Raw genomic sequence first — 17,768 nt, forward strand, 5'->3', positions numbered from 1 at the left:
GACATGTCACTGCGCGCACAACTTTTCGAAAAGGCCGGCGAGACGATCACCGATCGCGTACCTGAGCGGCCAGCGGAACGCGGCACCGAGCGTGCCCCTGGCGGCGGCGCCACCAGTGCAGCCTATCAGCAGCTGAAAGTCGAGATCCACGCAGCCATCATCGAACGCGTGGAACTGGAGAAGCTGCAACGCCTGACTCCCGAGCAGGTCAAGCGCGAACTGGCGGTGTTGGTGGAGCGGATCATCGACGAGCGCAATATCCCGATCAACGAGGCCGAACGCCGTCGCCTGGTCTCCGACGTGCGCGACGAAATGCTGGGCTTTGGTCCGCTGGAGCCCTTGCTGGCCGATCCGACGATCTCGGACATTCTCGTCAACACGGCCAGCAAGGTCTATGTGGAACGGCGCGGCAAGCTGGAACTGACCGATGTCACGTTCCACGACGACGCCCACCTGATGAAGGTGATCGACAAGATGGTGTCGCGCGTGGGCCGGCGCGTTGACGAATCGAGTCCGATGGTCGATGCGCGGCTGCCCGATGGATCACGGATCAACGCGATCATTCCACCGTCGGCCGTGGACGGTCCGCTGCTCTCGATCCGCCGCTTTGCGGTGAATCCGCTGATGGTCAAGGACCTCGTGGAACTGCAGACGCTGACGCCGCCGATGGCGCAGCTGATCGAGGCCATGGTCAAGGCCAAGCTCAACATCCTGATCTCGGGCGGCACCGGCAGCGGCAAGACCACGATGCTGAACATCCTGTCCGGCTTCATTCCGGAAAGCGAACGGATCGTGACCATCGAGGATGCCGCCGAACTGCAACTGCGCCAGGACCACGTACTGCGACTGGAAACGCGTCCGCCCAATATCGAGAATCGCGGCGAGATCACGCAGCGCTCGCTGGTGCGCAACGCGCTGCGGATGCGCCCCGACCGCATCATCCTCGGTGAAGTGCGCGGGGCCGAGGCACTGGACATGCTGCATGCGATGAATACGGGCCACGAAGGATCCCTGGCCACGATCCACGCCAACACGCCTCGCGACGCACTGACACGGCTCGAGAACATGGTCAGCATGGCTGGGCTGTCGCTGCCGCCGCGCACGATGCGCCAGCAGATCACCTCGGCCATCACGGTCATCCTCCAGGTGTCGCGGCTCACCGACGGCCGGCGCAAGCTGATGAGCATCCAGGAAGTCACGGGCATGGAAAGCGATGTGGTCAACATGCAGGAGATCTTCACGTTCCGCCGTACCGGCGTCGACGGTGAAGGCCGCGTCAAGGGCTACTTCTGCGCCACCGGGGTCCGGCCGCATTTCTCGGACCGCCTGCAGGCCTTCGGCCTTTCGGTGCCCGAACGCCTATACGAGCCGTCGGTACGCTTCGACGTCTGAGGCCGCACGTTACGACCAACGCGGAGACTCGCCATGGACAACACCCTGATCGGCTTCGGCGCCTGCCTGTTCGTGGCCATCGTGACCGCGGTGACGATCGGCTACCAATGGTGGCATCGTCGCCACAGCGCAGCGGCACGGCGCTTTGGCCGGCGCCTGCGCGCCGTGGCATCGACGCCGTGGCAGGACGAAGCCGCGGCATCGATCATGAAGGCGCGAGCGCTTGCCCACTCGCCATTCATGACCGCGCTGTTGCGCAGGCTGCCGCATAGCGGTGCGCTGGATCGCATGCTCAGGCAGTCGGGCCTGCACTGGACCGTGTCGACGCTCATTACCATGACGTTGCTGCCGCCCGTGGCGCTGTGGGTGGTTGGCAAGCTGCTGGACCTGCCGGCAATACCGGTTGCCGCAGCGGCGTTGTGCTGGCTCGCGGTGCCGGCGCTGCACGTGCGCCGCACCCGCGCACGTCGCCTGCAGCGCATCGAAACCCAACTGCCCGAGGCCGCGGACCTGATCAGCCGTGCATTGCGTGCCGGCCACTCGTTCTCCAGTGCACTCGACATGGCCGGAGACGAGTTGCCCGAGCCGATTGCCGCCGAATTCCGCATCACATTCGACGAGATCAACTTCGGCACCTCGATGCACGACGCGCTGAGCGCACTGGCGGAACGCGTGCCGCTGCCCGACCTGCGCTACCTCGTCATCGCCGTGCTGATCCAGCGCGAGTCGGGGGGCAACCTTGCCGAGATCCTCGGCAACGTGAGCCACATCATCCGCGAGCGCATGAAGCTGATGGGACAGGTGCGCGTGCTGTCTGCCGAGGGCCGCCTGTCCGGGATCATCCTGGCCCTGCTGCCGTTCGTCGTGGCTGGGGCCATGTATCTGCTCAATCCCGAATTCCTGGATCCGCTAGCCAATGATCCGGTCGGGCCATGGATCGTCGGTTACGCCTTGCTGCTGATGGCGTTGGGACTGATCTGGATGCGCCGGATCGTACGGATCCACGTCTGAGACCAGGGAGCACATCATGAAAACCGGACAGATCCTGATACTGCTGCTGACCTTCGTGCTGACCTTCGGCGCCGCGCTGATCGCAATGCTGCTGATCCAGCCCAATGCCATCCGCCGCCGCATCTCGCAGGCCACCCAGGCACCGAGCGAGGAAACCACGGCGCCGGCATTGCAGGACGAGTGGCTGCAACGGATGGCGAGCGTATCGAAGCCGCTGGCCCGGCTGTCGGTTCCCAAGGAAGGCTGGGACAACTCGCTGCTGCGCACGCGCTTCATGAATGCCGGCTGGCGCAACCCGGCGGCCATCCCGGTCTACTTTGCCGCCAAGACCGTGCTGGCGATCACGCTGCCAATGCTGCTGTTCGTTGCCACCGGTGGTGTGATCAGCGAAGACAACCCACGCCTGCTGCCGGTAGCGCTGCTGGCCATGGCGATTGCCGGCTTCTATCTTCCGGACGTGGTGCTGCGCCGCCGCATCGCGCAGCGCAAGCAGGAGATCTTCGAATCGTTTCCTGATGCGCTCGACCTCATCACCGTTTGCGTGGAAGCCGGACTGGCACTGGACGCGGCACTGCTGAAAGTGGTAGAGGAACTGCGCGTAAGCGGCACGGCGCTGTGCGACGAACTTGAACTGCTGGTACTGGAACTGCGCGCCGGACTCTCACGCGAGAAGGCACTCCGCAACCTGGCACTGCGCACCGCCGTGGAAGACGTCGACATGTTGGCCAGCATGCTGATCCAGGCAGACCGCTTCGGCACCAGTATCGCCGAATCGCTGCGCGTGCAGGCCGATACGCTACGCACGCGCCGCCGCCAACGTGCCGAGGAGCGGGCGGCAAAGATCGCCGTGAAGTTGCTGTTCCCGCTGATCTTCTTCATCTTCCCGTCGCTGATGGTGGTGCTGCTCGGGTCGCCCGCGCTGCAGTTCTACCGCTCGCTGATGCCATTCATGATGGGTGAAGCTGGCTGAGACATACCCGTGACCCGCACGCCCCAGGAGACCACCATGCGCCAACGATCAAGGCTTTCGGCATCTGCACAACGGCAGCGCGGCGCCAGCGCCGTGGAGTTCGCGCTGGTCGCCCCGCTGTTCTTCCTGTTGCTGTTCTCGATCGTCGACTTCGGCGCCATGATGTGGGCCAACCTGACGATGCAGCATGCGGTGCGTGAAGGTGCCCGCTATGCGGTTACTGGCCAGACCGCCCTGGATCCGAACACCAGCGCCCCGCAACGGTATCGCGCCGTGCTGGAGAAGATTCACGACAGCTCGCTCGGCGTCTACGACATGACCAACGCGCAGGTCACCACCTGGGTCAATGGCTCATCGCAACCCAACGGCGCCGGCATGTTCGGCAATGCCGGCGACATCGTGGTGATCCAGGTCACCTGCAACTGGCCGCTGCTGACGCCGGTGGTTGCGGCGTTCTACAAGGCCACCGGTGGCAAGTACCGCTTCAGCGTGGCCGCCACCATGCGCAATGAAGCGTTCTAGCCCGCCGCGCACGCCACTACCAGCGAGGACTGCCATGACTGCAAACCTCCGTCGACAACGCCCGCGGCGACGCGCCACGATGCACGGCATCGCCACGATCGAGTTTGGCATCCTGCTGCCGATCTTCATCTTCCTGACGCTGCCAGTCATCGACTTTGCCCGTGCGATCCAGGCTAACCTGATCCTGGTGAACCTGACACGCGAGGGCGCCAGCCTGGCGTCGCGCAGCTCGCAGTTGCCACAGACGATCATGGATTCGCTGGCGCAGACCACGCCGCCGCTCAATATGGGGCAGCGCGGCATGATCTACATCACCAAGGTCATGGGCAACGCCGAGAACTGCAACAAGAGCGGCACCAACTGCACGGTGCGCAATATCGTGATCGAGCAGTATCGCTGGACCGATGGCTGGGGCATCGGTGGCAGCACACCATCGAGCAAGGTCTATGGCTGCGGTAGCTACAGCAGCAGCGACGGTTCGTGCCGCAATCTGCCATCGGCCGGCACCAGCTCGCCTACCGCCAATGCGATGACCGGCAAGTTGTCCGACGGACAGGTGATCTACGTGGTGGAAAGCTGGTACAGCTTCAACATGTTCTTCCAGAACCTGACCATGGGCACGCTGAAGATGCCCACGCTCGGGCCGAATCTCTATTCGTCCACGACGTTCTGAGACACAGCAAGGAGGCGCCATGACAAGCACACGACCCTTCCGGCGTCCGCTCGCGCGCTTGCAGCCGCAGCGCGGCCAGATCACCATGATCGCCGGGGTGCTGATGATCGGGCTGCTGGGGGTGGTAGGCCTGGGCATCGATGGGGGCATGGCCTATGTCACCAAGGCACGTCTGAATGCGGCGGTGGACTCCGCGGCCGTCGCGGCAGCCCGCGCGGTGACCAACGGCACCACGCAAGCGGAGCAGACTGCGGCCGCGCGCCAGGCGGCCACCGACTTCTTCGCCGCGAATTTCCCGGACGGCTATCTGCGCGGCACGCCAACGCTGAATACCACCAATGTGTCCTTCGACCAGGGCAAGGTCACGATCTCGGTTTCGGCCAACGCCACGATGCCGCTTAGTTTGATGAAGGTACTCGGCTTCAACAATGTGGCCGTGGCAGCTGCGTCGACCGCGATTCGCAAGGACCTCGACATGATCTTCGTGATCGACTCGTCCGGATCGATGAGCCCGGTCTGGAGCACGGTGCGTAGCAACGCCAACAGCTTCCTGAACCAGTTCAGCCCCTCCACGGACCGCGTTGGACTCGTGCACTTCTCGTCGGGAGGCGTGTCCGACATCGCGATTCGCACGTCCTCGCGCGGCTTTGACCGGCCTACGATGCAAACTACGATCACCAGTATGTCGAATGGCGGCAACACAAACTACGCCGAAGGGATCTGGCAAGCGCGCTCCCAGTTGAACAGCATTCCAACGACCAGCCGCTCCAGCCTGCGCGTGATCGTATTCTTCTCCGACGGTCAGCCCAATACGCTGGCCGCAGACTATCCCACCAAGAACGGTGACTGCATCGGCGGCATCACATCACAGGGCAGCTATGTGGACGGCTACTTCGCGATCGACAAGCAGGACACCATGCTCAACGGCGGCTGCAATAGCATCAGCGGCAACAAGGCACCTACGCAAATGCCCGCGTACTACAACGCGCACAACCCCACGGACACCGAATTCAAGATCGTAGGCAGCAGCCCCAACACGGTGACGTCTTCGACCAACGGCAATAGCCTCGGCACGAACGTCAGCAATGCCGCCACCAATGTGCCGCTGGCCATGGCGTCATCACTGCGCGACCAGGGCGTCTATATCTTCACGCTCGGACTCGATGGCAATGGTGGGTTCGACGCCGACCTGCTCAAGAACATGGCCAATACGTCCGATGCCACCAGCTACAACAAGAACCAGCCTAGCGGCATCTATTGCTACGCCAAGACCATCAATGACCTGCGGCCATGCTTTTCGAAGCTGGCCTCCGAAATCCTGCGCATCTCGCAGTAACGCTTGCCGACCGGGGACCGTGCGGCCCTCACCGGGATGTTCCCGGTGGGGGGCCCGCATGGGGCGCCGATCATGGGACAATGGCTCCGATCGCGGCCAGCGCTGCCGCCAGCCGGAGTTCCCTTATGAAGCTACGCATCCTGAGCGACATCCACCTGGAACACAACACCCCCGACGCCGTGCCCGACTGTGAGGCCGATGTCGTCATCCTGGCCGGCGATATCGCCAATGGCCGAGACGGCATCGACTGGGCCGCACGTGCGTTCGATGTGCCGGTACTCTACGTGCCCGGCAATCACGAATACTACGAAAGCACCTTCGATAAGGTGGACGACCTGATGGCCAACGGTGCCGCCGAGGCCGACAACGTGACGCTGCTCAACGGCTCGGTCGCCACGTTCGAGGACGCCGCAGGGCAGCGCGTGCGCGTGATCGGCACCACGTGGTGGACCGACTATGCGCTGTATGGCGAGAACCGGATCGACGAGGCCATGGAAGCCTGTTCGCGCGTGATGGTCGACCATCGCCTGATCGCGACCACGGGTGACGATGGCCAGCATCGCACGTTCTTGCCCGTCGATGCACTGGTTCGTCATCGCCAGGCCACCGCGTGGCTGTCTGCAGCGCTGGCCCAACCATTCGACGGCAAGACTGTCGTCGTGACCCACCATGGTCCGGACCTTGGCAGCCTCGATGCACGCTATGCGCACGACATCGTCTCCGCCGGATTCCTTTCGCGACGACCCGATCTGGTCGCGCAGGCGGATCTGTGGATCCACGGCCACACTCATACCAGCTTCGACTACTGGATCGATGCATCGCGTGTCGTCTGCAACCCGCGCGGCTATATCTCGCGACGTAGTGGAGAACCCGAAAATCCGGCATTCGATTGGGGCAAAGTCGTCGAAGTCTGAGAGTGCGATAGTGGCGTTGCGAGTGCACCCGTAATCTTCCAATTTGACACAAATTCACAGGAATCTTGCAGCGTGAATTGCGCGAGAATCAGAACGCGTTGTTCACCAACAAGAGAGGGGTCAATATGTCGTTGGAATATACGGGAGATGCGATTCGGCTCGCGTGTCCCCAGTTCGCAGGAAGGGAGCCCGAACCCACGATGCGCAGGCGCGAACCCGATTTTCGGCGGGAGTCCGCGTCAACCGAAAGGCGTGAGGAACGATCTATGCTGATCACCAATGAACGGCAAAGGCTTATCGAGTGCGTTCACTATTTCGCTTCCCGCATGGACGGCATGGATACGGCAAAGCTGTTCAGGCTGCTGTATCTGCTCGACTTCATCCATTGCAGGGAGACGGGCCGGTCGGTTACCGAACTGGAGTATTTCGCCGAAGCTACCGGTCCGATACCCCGAGAGCTTGCCGTGGAAATCGTTGACCCGTTCCTGGACTGGGCCGGGAGCGTCAGGTTTGAGCACAGCAGTGACCAGCAAGATGGCCTTTCGATCGTTGTTTCGTCCGTCAGACCTTTCAAGCCTTGGCACACGTCCCGTCGCCAACGGGAACTCATGAAGCGGCTTTGCCAGGACTACCATGACAAGCGCGCTGATCAGATCTCGGAAGATGTGGAGTTCGAGAACCCGCCTTGGGAGCGCGTATTCCATCGCGAGAGCGGATGCGGTGCTTCAATCCCCTATGAGTATGCTTTTCGCTCAGAGGAATTTGACCTGATGAGCGAACTCCGGAAGGAGCATCTGGAAACAGTTCGGGTATTGAGAGGATGGTGAAATGTTCCGCTGCGGCGCAATCCTCCATCACCGGAACTTTGTGTTCGGAAACGGTACTGCGAAAGATAAATACCTGATGATTATTGGTTCCGAAGCGACGTACCTCATCGCTGCGACAATCACATCCAATGGCAAATGGTATCGAATGGATGCAGGATGCCAATCAGGCAATCGTCACCCGGCTTTTCACCTGCCCATTGGCACCAGTTGCCTTCCCAAGAGTTCATGGATATGTCTGAATGATTTCTATCGTTTGAACCCGCTCGACCTGCTTCGTCTGGCTCGCAAATCATGGGTCCGCAAGATTGGTCGCCTTGGGACTGAGCAAGCGCGCAGCGTACAACTCTGCGCAATCAGTTGCCCTGAAATCGAGCGGCGTGATAAATGCGCGATTCGTGCGAGCCTTGTGCATCTACCCACTTCTACGTAGAGAATGCCCAAAACAAAACCCCCAAGGGCTTGCGCCCTCGGGGGTTTTGTTTTCAGACAGGCCGAGCCTGATTGGCTCAGCAGTCAGGCATCAATTACATCATGCCTTCCATGCCGCCCATGCCACCCATGCCGCCCGGCATTGCCGGAGCCGAGTCTTCCTTCGGCGTTTCGGCCACGGCGCAGTCGGTCGTCAGCATCAGCGAAGCCACCGAAGCAGCGTTCTGCAGCGCGGTGCGGGTCACCTTGGTCGGATCCAGCACGCCCATTTCCACCAGGTCGCCGTACTCGCCCGAAGCAGCGTTGTAACCGTAGTTACCCTTGCCTTCGATAACCTTGGCCACCACGACCGAGGCTTCTTCACCGGCGTTCAGCACGATCTGGCGCAGCGGCTCTTCCATCGCGCGCAGCACGATCTTGATACCGGCGTTCTGGTCGGGGTTCTCACCGGTCAGGTTCGAGATGGCAGCGCGGGCACGCAGCAGGGCTACGCCACCGCCGGGGACGATACCTTCTTCCACGGCAGCGCGGGTAGCGTGCAGTGCATCTTCCACGCGGGCCTTCTTTTCCTTCATTTCGACTTCGGTGGCAGCGCCAACCTTGATCACGGCAACACCGCCAGCCAGCTTGGCCACGCGCTCTTGCAGCTTCTCACGGTCGTAATCCGAGGTCGCTTCTTCGATCTGGGCGCGGATCTGCTTCACGCGGCCTTCGATCGCCGATGCGTCGCCGGCGCCGTCGATGATGATGGTGTTTTCCTTGCCGATCTCGATGCGCTTGGCTTGGCCCAGGTCTTGCAGCGTAGCCTTTTCCAGCGTCAGGCCGATTTCTTCGGCAATCACGGTACCGCCGGTCAGGATGGCGATATCTTCCAGCATGGCCTTGCGGCGGTCGCCGAAGCCCGGTGCCTTGACGGCGGCGGTCTTCAGGATGCCACGGATGTTGTTCACCACCAGCGTGGCCAGGGCTTCGCCTTCCACGTCTTCAGCGATGATCAGCAGCGGGCGGCCAGCCTTGGCAACTTGCTCCAGCACCGGCAGCAGGTCGCGAATGTTCGACACCTTCTTGTCGAACAGCAGCACGAACGGCTGGTCCAGGGCAACAACCTGCTTTTCCGGGTTGTTGATGAAGTACGGCGACAGGTAGCCGCGGTCGAACTGCATGCCTTCCACGACTTCCAGCTCGTCGGCCAGCGACTTGCCATCTTCCACGGTAATCACGCCTTCCTTGCCAACCTTGTCCATGGCTTCGGCAATGCGCTCGCCGATCGAGGCGTCGCTGTTGGCCGAGATGGCGCCAACCTGGGCGATTTCCTTGCTCGTGGTGGTCGGCTTGCTCAGCTTCTTCAGCTCTTCCACTGCCGAGGCCACGGCCTTGTCGATACCGCGCTTCAGGTCCATCGGGTTCATGCCGGCGGCGACGAACTTCATGCCCTCGCGCACGATCGACTGGGCCAGCACGGTTGCGGTGGTGGTACCGTCACCGGCGTTGTCGCTGGTCTTGGAAGCCACTTCCTTGACCATCTGCGCGCCCATGTTCTGGAGCTTGTCCTTCAGTTCGATTTCCTTGGCCACGGACACGCCGTCCTTGGTCACGGTCGGGCCGCCGAAGCTGCGCTCCAGCACCACGTTGCGGCCCTTCGGGCCCAGGGTCACCTTCACTGCATTGGCGAGAATGTTCACGCCTTCAACCATCTTGGCACGTGCGGCGTCGCCGAACACTACGTCTTTTGCTGCCATGTTCTGAATCTCCGGATCGGGATGGAGCGCCCCGCGCGAACGGCGGGACGATCAATAATTTGGTATGTCTGGTGAGACAGGCGTCGATTTACTTGTTGACGACAGCCATGATGTCTTCTTCGCGCATGACCAGCAGTTCCTGGCCATCCACCTTCACGCCCTGGCCGGCATACTTGCCGAACAGCACGCGGTCACCCACCTTGACGTCGAGGGCGATGTTGTTGCCCTTGTCATCCTTCTTGCCCGGGCCAATGGCGAGCACTTCGCCCTGATCTGGCTTCTCGGCTGCATTGTCGGGAATCACGATGCCGGACGCGGTCTTGGTTTCATTGTCCAGACGCTTCACGATCACACGGTCGTGCAGAGGACGCAGGTTCATACGGACTCCTAAATACAAAAAATGAGTTTTGGGTCACAAAATGGCCGTCTTTTGCGACGGCCATCAGGTTTTTGGTCAACCGCAGGGGCTGTTAGCACTCTCCCCCAGCGAGTGCTAATTATAGGGACGGGGTATTTCGATTTCAAGACGCGGACTTAATGGGGGTTTACCCGCGACGTCATCGGCACCGGCTGGCGTCAAGGATTCGGCCCCACCCCCTGGAATGACAGGCCATTGTTTGTGTTGTGCTGCCTCTTGCCGTTGAAGCCGGGTAAGCCGCTGGACGATCCAACCGCGCCAATGAACGGCGTAGCGGGTGTCACTGTTGGCCAGGGATCCCGCGTAGTCACAACGGAAGGATTCACCGACACCCCGCCAGCAGTTCCCGATGCCGGTTCCGGCGCAGGGGTACTGACTTCCATTGCCGGAGGCTGGACGACCGGCCTGGCAACGTCCACCGTGTCGCGAACCGGCGCCTGGACACCCGTCGGTGTCAGCGTCCCCTCGGCGCGCGTGCCGCCGGCTGCAATCGGGGTTGCCACCCCGCGCGTTGCCCTCGGAATCTCGGTAACCGGCGCGTGTAAAGGCGGCCTGTCGGAAACGGCCCTTCCATCCAACGGCGTGGCCGGGCTGGCATCGGCCCATGGCGTTTGCGAGCCGGCGTCCGCCCTTGCCGGCCCTGTGCCCGCATTTGCGTCAGGCGTATCCGGCCCAAAATGCGGCCCAGAACGCGGCCCAGAACGCGGCGTGGCCGGACTTTCGGCAGGTACTGCCCGCGCGGTCGGCGTCGGCATGTCATCCCGGATTTGCCGGAACGAGCCATCCGTGCCGCCATCGATCTCCGGCCTGGGGGTCTTGCTGCCCTTTACTTTTGAGGCGATATCGCTGACTCCGACCGTGAACGAGATCGAATTGCCCGAGGTGTGTTTGTCTACCAGGGATTCGGACATGCCCTCGGCGTCGGTATTCACTGTGCCGCTGACGCCCGCCGAATGGATTGACACACCGGCGATCGTGGCGTTCTGCATGGTCCTTGTGTCGATTTCATCCACCGTTTCGCCCCAGGCGTTGATCGTGCCAACACCCGCGCGGCTTAAACCACCACCGCCACCGCCATAACCGCCATCCTGGCTGACCGTATCCAGTACACCGGTTGCGTTCAACGAGCCACCAACATCGACACTGCCATCGCCCGATTCGGAAACCAGATAACCACCCTTGAGATTCAGGTCGCCAGTGGTATTGACCTGCAGTCCATCCTTCGCCGTGATCCCGGTCTGGGCTGCCGTCGTCCGCTCGTCACGATACTCACTGCCACCGCCCGCCTGCGCGGAGAATGTCGGGATCACACCATTGGTGCCCGCGGCAACACCCACGGACACGCCCCAGTTATTCCGGGAGCGATCAGAGTCCAACACGTCTTGCACGGACTCGACATTCAGGTTTCCTCCGGTCTTCACCGCGACACTGGCGCCCGTCACATGGGCGCCGGACAGCGTCGTGTCGGCACCGGAGGACAGGCTGACCGACCTTGCATGGAGCGTCGTGTTGGTGTGCTGCGTCTGCTTCATGCTGGAGTTTTCCCTGGACCCGCCAATATCGAGCGACGCGCCAACGCCTGAGCCAAAGGCAGATACCGATGCTCCTGCCGAAACCCCGAGCTTGAATGAACTGGAGGAAGTCTCCTCCGTCGCACCACGCTTCGCGGCATTCATGGAAAGATCGCCACCGGCCGACAACTCTGCTTCATCGGCCCCGAGCTTCATGCCGTTGAGTTCGATGTCGTTGCGGGCCGTCATGCGAATCTTGCCGGCTTCGACGCGGTTGATATTCTCGGACCAGCCAGTCGCTGTCGATGATGTTTTCGAGCTGTTGATGCCGACGGTCGCGGACGCGCCCGCAAGGTCATTGAAAACCAGGTTGGAGATGTCACCAAGCACCTGGAGCGTCGTCATTCCAGCATCGGTATCCTTGCCTTCCTTGCTGGCTTTGTTGCCAAGCTCGCCGTACTTGTTGACGGCATCGGCAATGGCGCTGTGCCCCTCCACCGAAGCGCCAATCGAGATCGACTTCGTCTTTTGCGTCGTGATTTTCTCGTCGAGGTACTTCGTCGACTTGATATCGTCCGCCAGAACATCAAGGCCACCGGTGGTCCTGATATTGGCGCCACCGATATCGGCGGTTTTCGCGTCTATCGACAAGCCCTTCTCACCGAACGACAACTCGGCATTCTTGTGAGCCGTGGAATCGGTGGCCGTCGATACTTCGGTCTTGTTATATCCAAATCTTGCCGAAGCGGTTTCGTCCAGCGCGGCACGACCCGGCTTCTTGCCGCTGGTGCTGTTCGAATTGCCATCCGTGGCAGGATTCTGACGCATGGAAACACCCATGTAGGTCTGGTGACCGTCCTCCGCACCACCGCTGGCGCTGGCTTCAAAGCCGAACCCCTTCACACCTGCCGCGTACCCGAACTGGCTTACGACCACCTTCGACGACGAATGATCGTAATTGGTCGTGGTCTTGACATCGAGCTTGCCACCGGCCTCGATCTTCCCGGCGTTACCCGAGTAATGGCCGCCCTCGAGCGTCATATCGTCCGTCGCGGCCAGCGTCAGTTCGTTACCAGCGCGGATCGCACTGCCTACACCCTTGGCGCCTGCCGATCTGCTCTCGACGGCCGTGTAATTGAGAACGCCTTGAGTCCGATCATAGAAGTACGAGGAATCCGCCTCGTGCATCTCGTTGGACTTCAGGTCGCCGTCCGTCGCGGCCAGCTTGACATTGTTCCTTGCGGAAATGGTGGCGCTGTTGAGCGCAACGTTCCTGCCTTCGACGTTGACGTCCTTGCCGGCCGTGATGCTGTCATCGAACTCGCGAAGTTTCAGCTTGCCGGCGCCATCGTAGCCCGCGCTGGCGGTGATGGCGACATCACCCTTCGTGGCGACCATCGAGACATCGCCGCCGGCATGGATCGATGCGCCGCTGTTGATGACATCGCCCGCCGTTGAGACCATGGAGACGTTGCCACCAGCCGCAACCCCACCGCTCATTCCGGCACTTACGTTTTCCACGTTACCCTTCGAGACGATCGAGACATCCTTTCCTGCCTGCATCGAGCCGCTCGCATTGTGCACGCTTTCGGCATCGATACTGATGCTCCCTGCGGCATGGGTCAGCGCCGCGCCCTGTCCTTCTCCGCTGCGCATTGCAGCCAGCGTCGACTGCGCAAGGTACACGCGAGGAACAAGTACCTGCGTATTGTCATGCGTCTCTGTGACGAACCACACAATGTCCTTGTCCAGTCCGGCAATCTGTTCAGCCGTTAGTGCAACGCCGACTTCCAGACCCGTAATGTCGACGCTGCCGGCATTGGTCATCAGCGTCTTCACCAGACCCGCATTCTCTGCGCCGTCGCGCACCTTGAAGAAGGCCCCCACGGCATTGTTGAGCTGCCGACGAATCAGCTCGTTTATGAAATAGTTGTCACCAATAACGGTCGCGGGTTGCTCGCTGGCATAGCCAACCTGCTCGAAAAAATACTCGGAACCGTAGAACCTGCCCTGGTCAATGAACTCGATCGCGGTTTCGTACATGGGCTGGACCTTGACCTTGCCAGCAACCAGCGCAGTTGTGGCACCACGGGAGAGTTCGCCAACGGCGCCCTTCCCTCCCTTCGCAGCCTTGGCTTTGACGCGCTGGAACAGACCGGTAAGCGAGGTCAGGTCCTTGAGGGTCGGCAACGTGCTGATACCAGCCGAGATATCCTCGAACTTCTTCAGGATGATGGAGACGTCATAGGCCGGCGCAACAATCTTCACATCTTGCGAGCCAACCTTGACATGGATCTCCTGGTTCTCTGCCTTGACACCACCAATGCCATTCGTCAATGACCCGCCATCATGCCTGATATTGCCGCCCGCGCTGATCGCGCCCTTCTCTTGCGGCAGAATGTAGTGCCGTGCGCCCCTCAACTCCGCGTTGCCATTCGCCTTCAGCATCTTCCATCTTGCCGAGAGATCGGCGTCTGACATGGCTTTCCAGGTCGGTCCGAACAGTGACGCCATGATCTGGCTGAGCGTGGCACCCTCCATGTTCCTGATCAGAGTTTGCGGGTTGCCGTTGTCCCGATATATGTTGTACAAGTCGATCGGCGAGCCAAGGAACACTCTCGTGCCCAGATCGTTTCCGCCCCAAAGAAAATCGAGCAGATCGTACATGCTGTTGAAGTAGTGGGGGGGCGCATTGGTGTCATCGATAAAGATCTTCCCGGTTCGCTTCTCAGTCAGGAACGAATAGAGATCGACCGCCAGATACTTTGGCTGGTTGACAACGTTACCCTTGATCCGGATGTCCCCGGATGCCGAAATAACGCCGCCCTCATTCAGCACCGACGAGAAATCACCATTGCTGTTCGCGTTGTACAACCCCTTCTGGTTAATCCGGAGGTGACCGCCAGATCCGATCTCCGCAGCCTGATCGACAACAAAATTGGAAGTCAGCGTCGGTAACGTGATCTTCATCCAGGTCCACGTTCGCTGCAAAAGGCCTGTTTTGAATCGCGCACCAAACTCCGCGCTGGCTTCCGCTCCCAGTCCAAGCTCGTCGCCACCATAGGCCGATTTGTTCTCGACATGCCTGGCATCGATATGCATATCGCCGTCGCTGCGAATGATCCCTGCCTCATTGAGAATGGTTCCTGCCGCCAGCGACATCTGACCCTGGCCAAGAATACTGGCATTCCGGCCGTTATGGATGGATTCACGCGCTGTCAGGGACATATCCTGCCCGGACCAGATCAGGCTGCTCTCGCTGTTCCTGATGCGCCTGGCTGATAGCTCGACGCCATTCTCACTGACGATCGCGCCGTTGTTGGAAATGTCCTTCGCCGCGTCCAGCTTGAGCTTGCCAAAACTGGTGAGCTGTTTGTTCACGAACACACTGCCGTCGGTACTGATATCCGTTTCTGTAGCGGAGTCCAGGGCACCGGCGTTCCCGCCGTAGACCAGATCCTCCCTTAGCCGCAGCTTCAACGTTTCGGCGGCCACAGTCCCGGCATTGTTATCGAGCTTGTCGAGTGTCATTGCCAGCATGCCGTCGACTTCCATCTCACCACTGTTCTTCAGCCATGCCGTTGTCATGTCGGCATTTCCCGCGGATATCCTGCTGCCCTCCAGATTCTCGAGACTGGACCGCCCCTGCAGGGTCAGCCCTCGCGAGACACTCAGCTCTGCGCCCCCCAGGTTCCTGATCCTGTCGGCAACTACCGTTGCGTCGCCCAGGCTCGCGATGGTGGCCAATTCGCCGTTATCAACGCTCTCCGCGGAGATCGCGAGGCGCTCTTCCGAACTTATCTCTGATCCTGCATCGGCATTGGTAACGCGCGTTGCTGAAACGGAAAGCGCGTTCACGCCCTTCACCACGCCACCGCCCCAATTGTCGAGCGAATCGACTTCGATCGCGAGGCGCTCTTTCGCATTCAGGATGCCACCAGCGTTCCTTAGTCCGTTGGCAACTACCAAGGCGGTACTGGCGTCGATCCGGCTTTCGCTGTTCGTCACGGACTGTGCATCGATCTCCAGGATGCCATCTGCAACGATCGTCCCGCCGGATTGATTGGCAAGCGATTTGATATTGCGCAGCGTGATCGTCTCCCCAGCAGACAACCCCGCGTTGTCATTGACCAGCTCATCCACGCTGTCCAGCGTCAGCGACACGGCCGCACTGATGGAACCCTTGTCCGCATTCCTGAGCTTCGCGACGTTCCGGATGTCAATCGTGTTGCCCTCGACAATTCCGCCCTTGTTCGATAGCGTGGCCGATTCCAGAGCCACCACGTTGCCAACGACTCCGCCTGCATTCCTGATGACATCCGCGCGCACGTTCACATCGTCGCCACCCACCACGCCATCGTTGCCGAAATCCGCCGTGCCCACCGATACTTTCCCTGATGCCTTGAGCAAGCCATCATTGCGGAACATCTCCGCGGCATCGATTTCAAGCGCGCCATCATCGGCAATCAAGGCGCCACCCTTGATCTCCGTACTTGCGGCGGTCAACTTGATATCGCCGGCCTTGACACCGAGCTCTGCGGTGGACGCCGCGCGCGCATCCGGAACAATGTTTCCCGCGGCATCGAGTACGTAATACCGCCCACCCTTCATGACTACGCTGGAGCCCGGGATCTCCTTGTGGTCGGCACCTACGCCGTACAAGGTACCTTCAATGCGGTATTGGCCAACATTGATGCGGATGGACGGTACCGTCACGTCATCGACTTGCGTACGCAACGCGTAGATCGAGGCGGCAGACTGGATCAGCGTCGTTGCATCGAAACTGATGGCGCCCGTTTCGCTCGTCAGGTCCGCGTTCACACCAATGGCATCGAGTGCCTGGATGGCGATATCCCTGTCGACATTCGTCTCACCATTCAATGCCACCGATTGACCGGCGGTGATGTGCATGTCGCCATGGCTTTCGAGCCTTGCATTCACGTCCACCGCCTGGCTGGCCTTGATGGCGATATCACCCTGGCTAAGCAGCCCGCGGTCTCCGGTCTCGGCGGCGCCATTCACTTTCACGTTTCGGCCATCGATACTGATGCGCCCCTTTGCGCTCTCGGCGACCCCGATCACGATGTCGCCATTGGCTGTCACGCTGACGTTGTTGTGCCCCAGCAGCACACCCTGGTGGCGTACGCCTGCACCGCTATCGGTAGCTACCAGTTCGACGCGCCCGCCATACATGGAACCCAGATGGCTGCCGTCAATAGCAAAGGGCTGCCCGGCCGTTACCCGATGGGCGACTGTGTGAGCACCGGTATCTACGTCATACTCAAGCTGGCCCGCGACCACCTTGATCCCGGCACCGCCGTTGATCTCGCCATTGATCTGCGCGGTGCGGCTGACGATGTCGAAATGTGAAAGGCCCTGCGTGGAGATGCCCGCACCTTCGATATCCACACTGCCCCGGTCCACGCCAAAACGCACGCTGCCATCCGGCATGCCCAGCACCTTGCCGGTAGACAGCGTCAGGCTGTTGGCATTGATGGTCGAAGCACCGTTGACCTGGATGCCGTTCGGATTGGCGATGATCAGATCCGCGCCGCCACCGAAGACCTCCATGGCACCATGAATGGCCGAGCGGCCGCCTCCGGTCACCTCACCGATGATCGCCCTGGCCTGGCTGGTCAGGTTGGCGTTGTTCATTGCAAATCCGCCAATTGCCGAGACCCCGTCCTTCATGCTGTTATTGAAGACGGCGCCTTCAGTTCCGACGTTGAGGCTCTGGAACCTGTTATGCGAAATGCCACGCTGGTTCGGGTCGACGATATTGACCAGCGGGGTTCCGTTAGCCGTGCGGCTGATCGTGGCACGCTGGACGGCGTTCTGGTCTGGAACCATCTCGGCGCCGGCAAGCGCGGGCATCCATGCGACGACTGCGGCGTAAAGCGGATTCACGCGCGGACGCAAGCCACCGGCATTCCGCGAACTGGCTGCCCTGCAGTGTGTCGTACGACGCCTGGCGTCAAGGTTCTTCGTACTCATGATGCATATTCCTGTTTGAACAAGGTCGATAG

Annotated in this window: 12 protein-coding genes; 9 read left to right on the forward strand and 3 right to left on the reverse strand. The window is 61.0% G+C overall.

Translation table 11 applies throughout. The features are described 5' to 3' along the window. Positions 1-3 precede the first annotated feature (3 nt). From ACO550_RS13660 to ACO550_RS13700, 9 genes are all read left to right on the forward strand, one after another. Positions 4-1,392: a CpaF family protein gene (locus ACO550_RS13660; RefSeq protein ID WP_315592525.1), complete on the forward strand. Its 1,389-nt coding sequence runs from the start codon at positions 4-6 to the stop codon at positions 1,390-1,392. A gap of 33 nt (positions 1,393-1,425) precedes the next feature. After that, entirely contained in the window at positions 1,426-2,403 is a 978-nt protein-coding gene (locus ACO550_RS13665) for a type II secretion system F family protein (RefSeq protein ID WP_315592524.1), read from the forward strand. Positions 2,404-2,419: 16 nt separating this feature from the next. Further along, positions 2,420-3,373: a type II secretion system F family protein gene (locus ACO550_RS13670; RefSeq protein ID WP_315592523.1), complete on the forward strand. Its 954-nt coding sequence runs from the start codon at positions 2,420-2,422 to the stop codon at positions 3,371-3,373. Positions 3,374-3,409: 36 nt separating this feature from the next. After that, positions 3,410-3,895: a TadE/TadG family type IV pilus assembly protein gene (locus tag ACO550_RS13675; protein WP_315592522.1), complete on the forward strand. Its 486-nt coding sequence runs from the start codon at positions 3,410-3,412 to the stop codon at positions 3,893-3,895. A gap of 34 nt (positions 3,896-3,929) precedes the next feature. Continuing rightward, positions 3,930-4,568 carry a TadE family protein gene (locus ACO550_RS13680; RefSeq protein ID WP_315592521.1) on the forward strand — a complete coding sequence of 213 codons (639 nt, stop codon included), beginning with the start codon at positions 3,930-3,932 and terminating at the stop codon, positions 4,566-4,568. 19 nt (positions 4,569-4,587) lie between these two features. After that, the gene (locus ACO550_RS13685; RefSeq protein ID WP_315592520.1) at positions 4,588-5,904 is read left to right on the forward strand and encodes a VWA domain-containing protein; all 1,317 of its coding nucleotides are present in this window, start codon (positions 4,588-4,590) and stop codon (positions 5,902-5,904) included. Between the two features lie 125 nt (positions 5,905-6,029). After that, the gene (locus tag ACO550_RS13690; protein WP_315592519.1) at positions 6,030-6,818 is read left to right on the forward strand and encodes a metallophosphoesterase; all 789 of its coding nucleotides are present in this window, start codon (positions 6,030-6,032) and stop codon (positions 6,816-6,818) included. 266 nt (positions 6,819-7,084) lie between these two features. Then, positions 7,085-7,645: a type II toxin-antitoxin system antitoxin SocA domain-containing protein gene (locus tag ACO550_RS13695; protein ID WP_315592518.1), complete on the forward strand. Its 561-nt coding sequence runs from the start codon at positions 7,085-7,087 to the stop codon at positions 7,643-7,645. A 1-nt stretch (position 7,646) separates the two neighbouring features. Continuing rightward, entirely contained in the window at positions 7,647-8,075 is a 429-nt protein-coding gene (locus tag ACO550_RS13700; protein ID WP_315592517.1) for a hypothetical protein, read from the forward strand. 94 nt (positions 8,076-8,169) lie between these two features. Here ACO550_RS13700 and groL read toward each other — a convergent pair whose 3' ends face one another. The 3 genes from groL to ACO550_RS13715 form a co-directional block, all read right to left on the reverse strand. Beyond that, entirely contained in the window at positions 8,170-9,813 is a 1,644-nt protein-coding gene (groL, locus tag ACO550_RS13705; protein ID WP_315592516.1) for a chaperonin GroEL, read from the reverse strand. Between the two features lie 88 nt (positions 9,814-9,901). Next, complete coding sequence (groES, locus tag ACO550_RS13710; RefSeq protein ID WP_008644494.1) at positions 9,902-10,192, reverse strand: co-chaperone GroES; 291 nt, start codon at positions 10,190-10,192, stop codon at positions 9,902-9,904. Between the two features lie 197 nt (positions 10,193-10,389). Beyond that, positions 10,390-17,736, reverse strand: coding sequence for a two-partner secretion domain-containing protein (locus tag ACO550_RS13715; RefSeq protein WP_315592515.1), 7,347 nt, complete (start codon positions 17,734-17,736; stop codon positions 10,390-10,392). Positions 17,737-17,768: the final 32 nt, after the last annotated feature.

The sequence above is a fragment of the Cupriavidus sp. genome (assembly GCF_057315035.1).

Coding starts and splice junctions, on each gene's coding strand:
- ACO550_RS13660 (WP_315592525.1), top strand. CDS start 4: ATGTCACTGCGCGCACAACTTTTCGAAAAGGCCGGCGAGACGATCACC.
- ACO550_RS13665 (WP_315592524.1), top strand. CDS start 1,426: ATGGACAACACCCTGATCGGCTTCGGCGCCTGCCTGTTCGTGGCCATC.
- ACO550_RS13670 (WP_315592523.1), top strand. CDS start 2,420: ATGAAAACCGGACAGATCCTGATACTGCTGCTGACCTTCGTGCTGACC.
- ACO550_RS13675 (WP_315592522.1), top strand. CDS start 3,410: ATGCGCCAACGATCAAGGCTTTCGGCATCTGCACAACGGCAGCGCGGC.
- ACO550_RS13680 (WP_315592521.1), top strand. CDS start 3,930: ATGACTGCAAACCTCCGTCGACAACGCCCGCGGCGACGCGCCACGATG.
- ACO550_RS13685 (WP_315592520.1), top strand. CDS start 4,588: ATGACAAGCACACGACCCTTCCGGCGTCCGCTCGCGCGCTTGCAGCCG.
- ACO550_RS13690 (WP_315592519.1), top strand. CDS start 6,030: ATGAAGCTACGCATCCTGAGCGACATCCACCTGGAACACAACACCCCC.
- ACO550_RS13695 (WP_315592518.1), top strand. CDS start 7,085: ATGCTGATCACCAATGAACGGCAAAGGCTTATCGAGTGCGTTCACTAT.
- ACO550_RS13700 (WP_315592517.1), top strand. CDS start 7,647: ATGTTCCGCTGCGGCGCAATCCTCCATCACCGGAACTTTGTGTTCGGA.
- groL (WP_315592516.1), bottom strand. CDS start 9,813: ATGGCAGCAAAAGACGTAGTGTTCGGCGACGCCGCACGTGCCAAGATG.
- groES (WP_008644494.1), bottom strand. CDS start 10,192: ATGAACCTGCGTCCTCTGCACGACCGTGTGATCGTGAAGCGTCTGGAC.
- ACO550_RS13715 (WP_315592515.1), bottom strand. CDS start 17,736: ATGAGTACGAAGAACCTTGACGCCAGGCGTCGTACGACACACTGCAGG.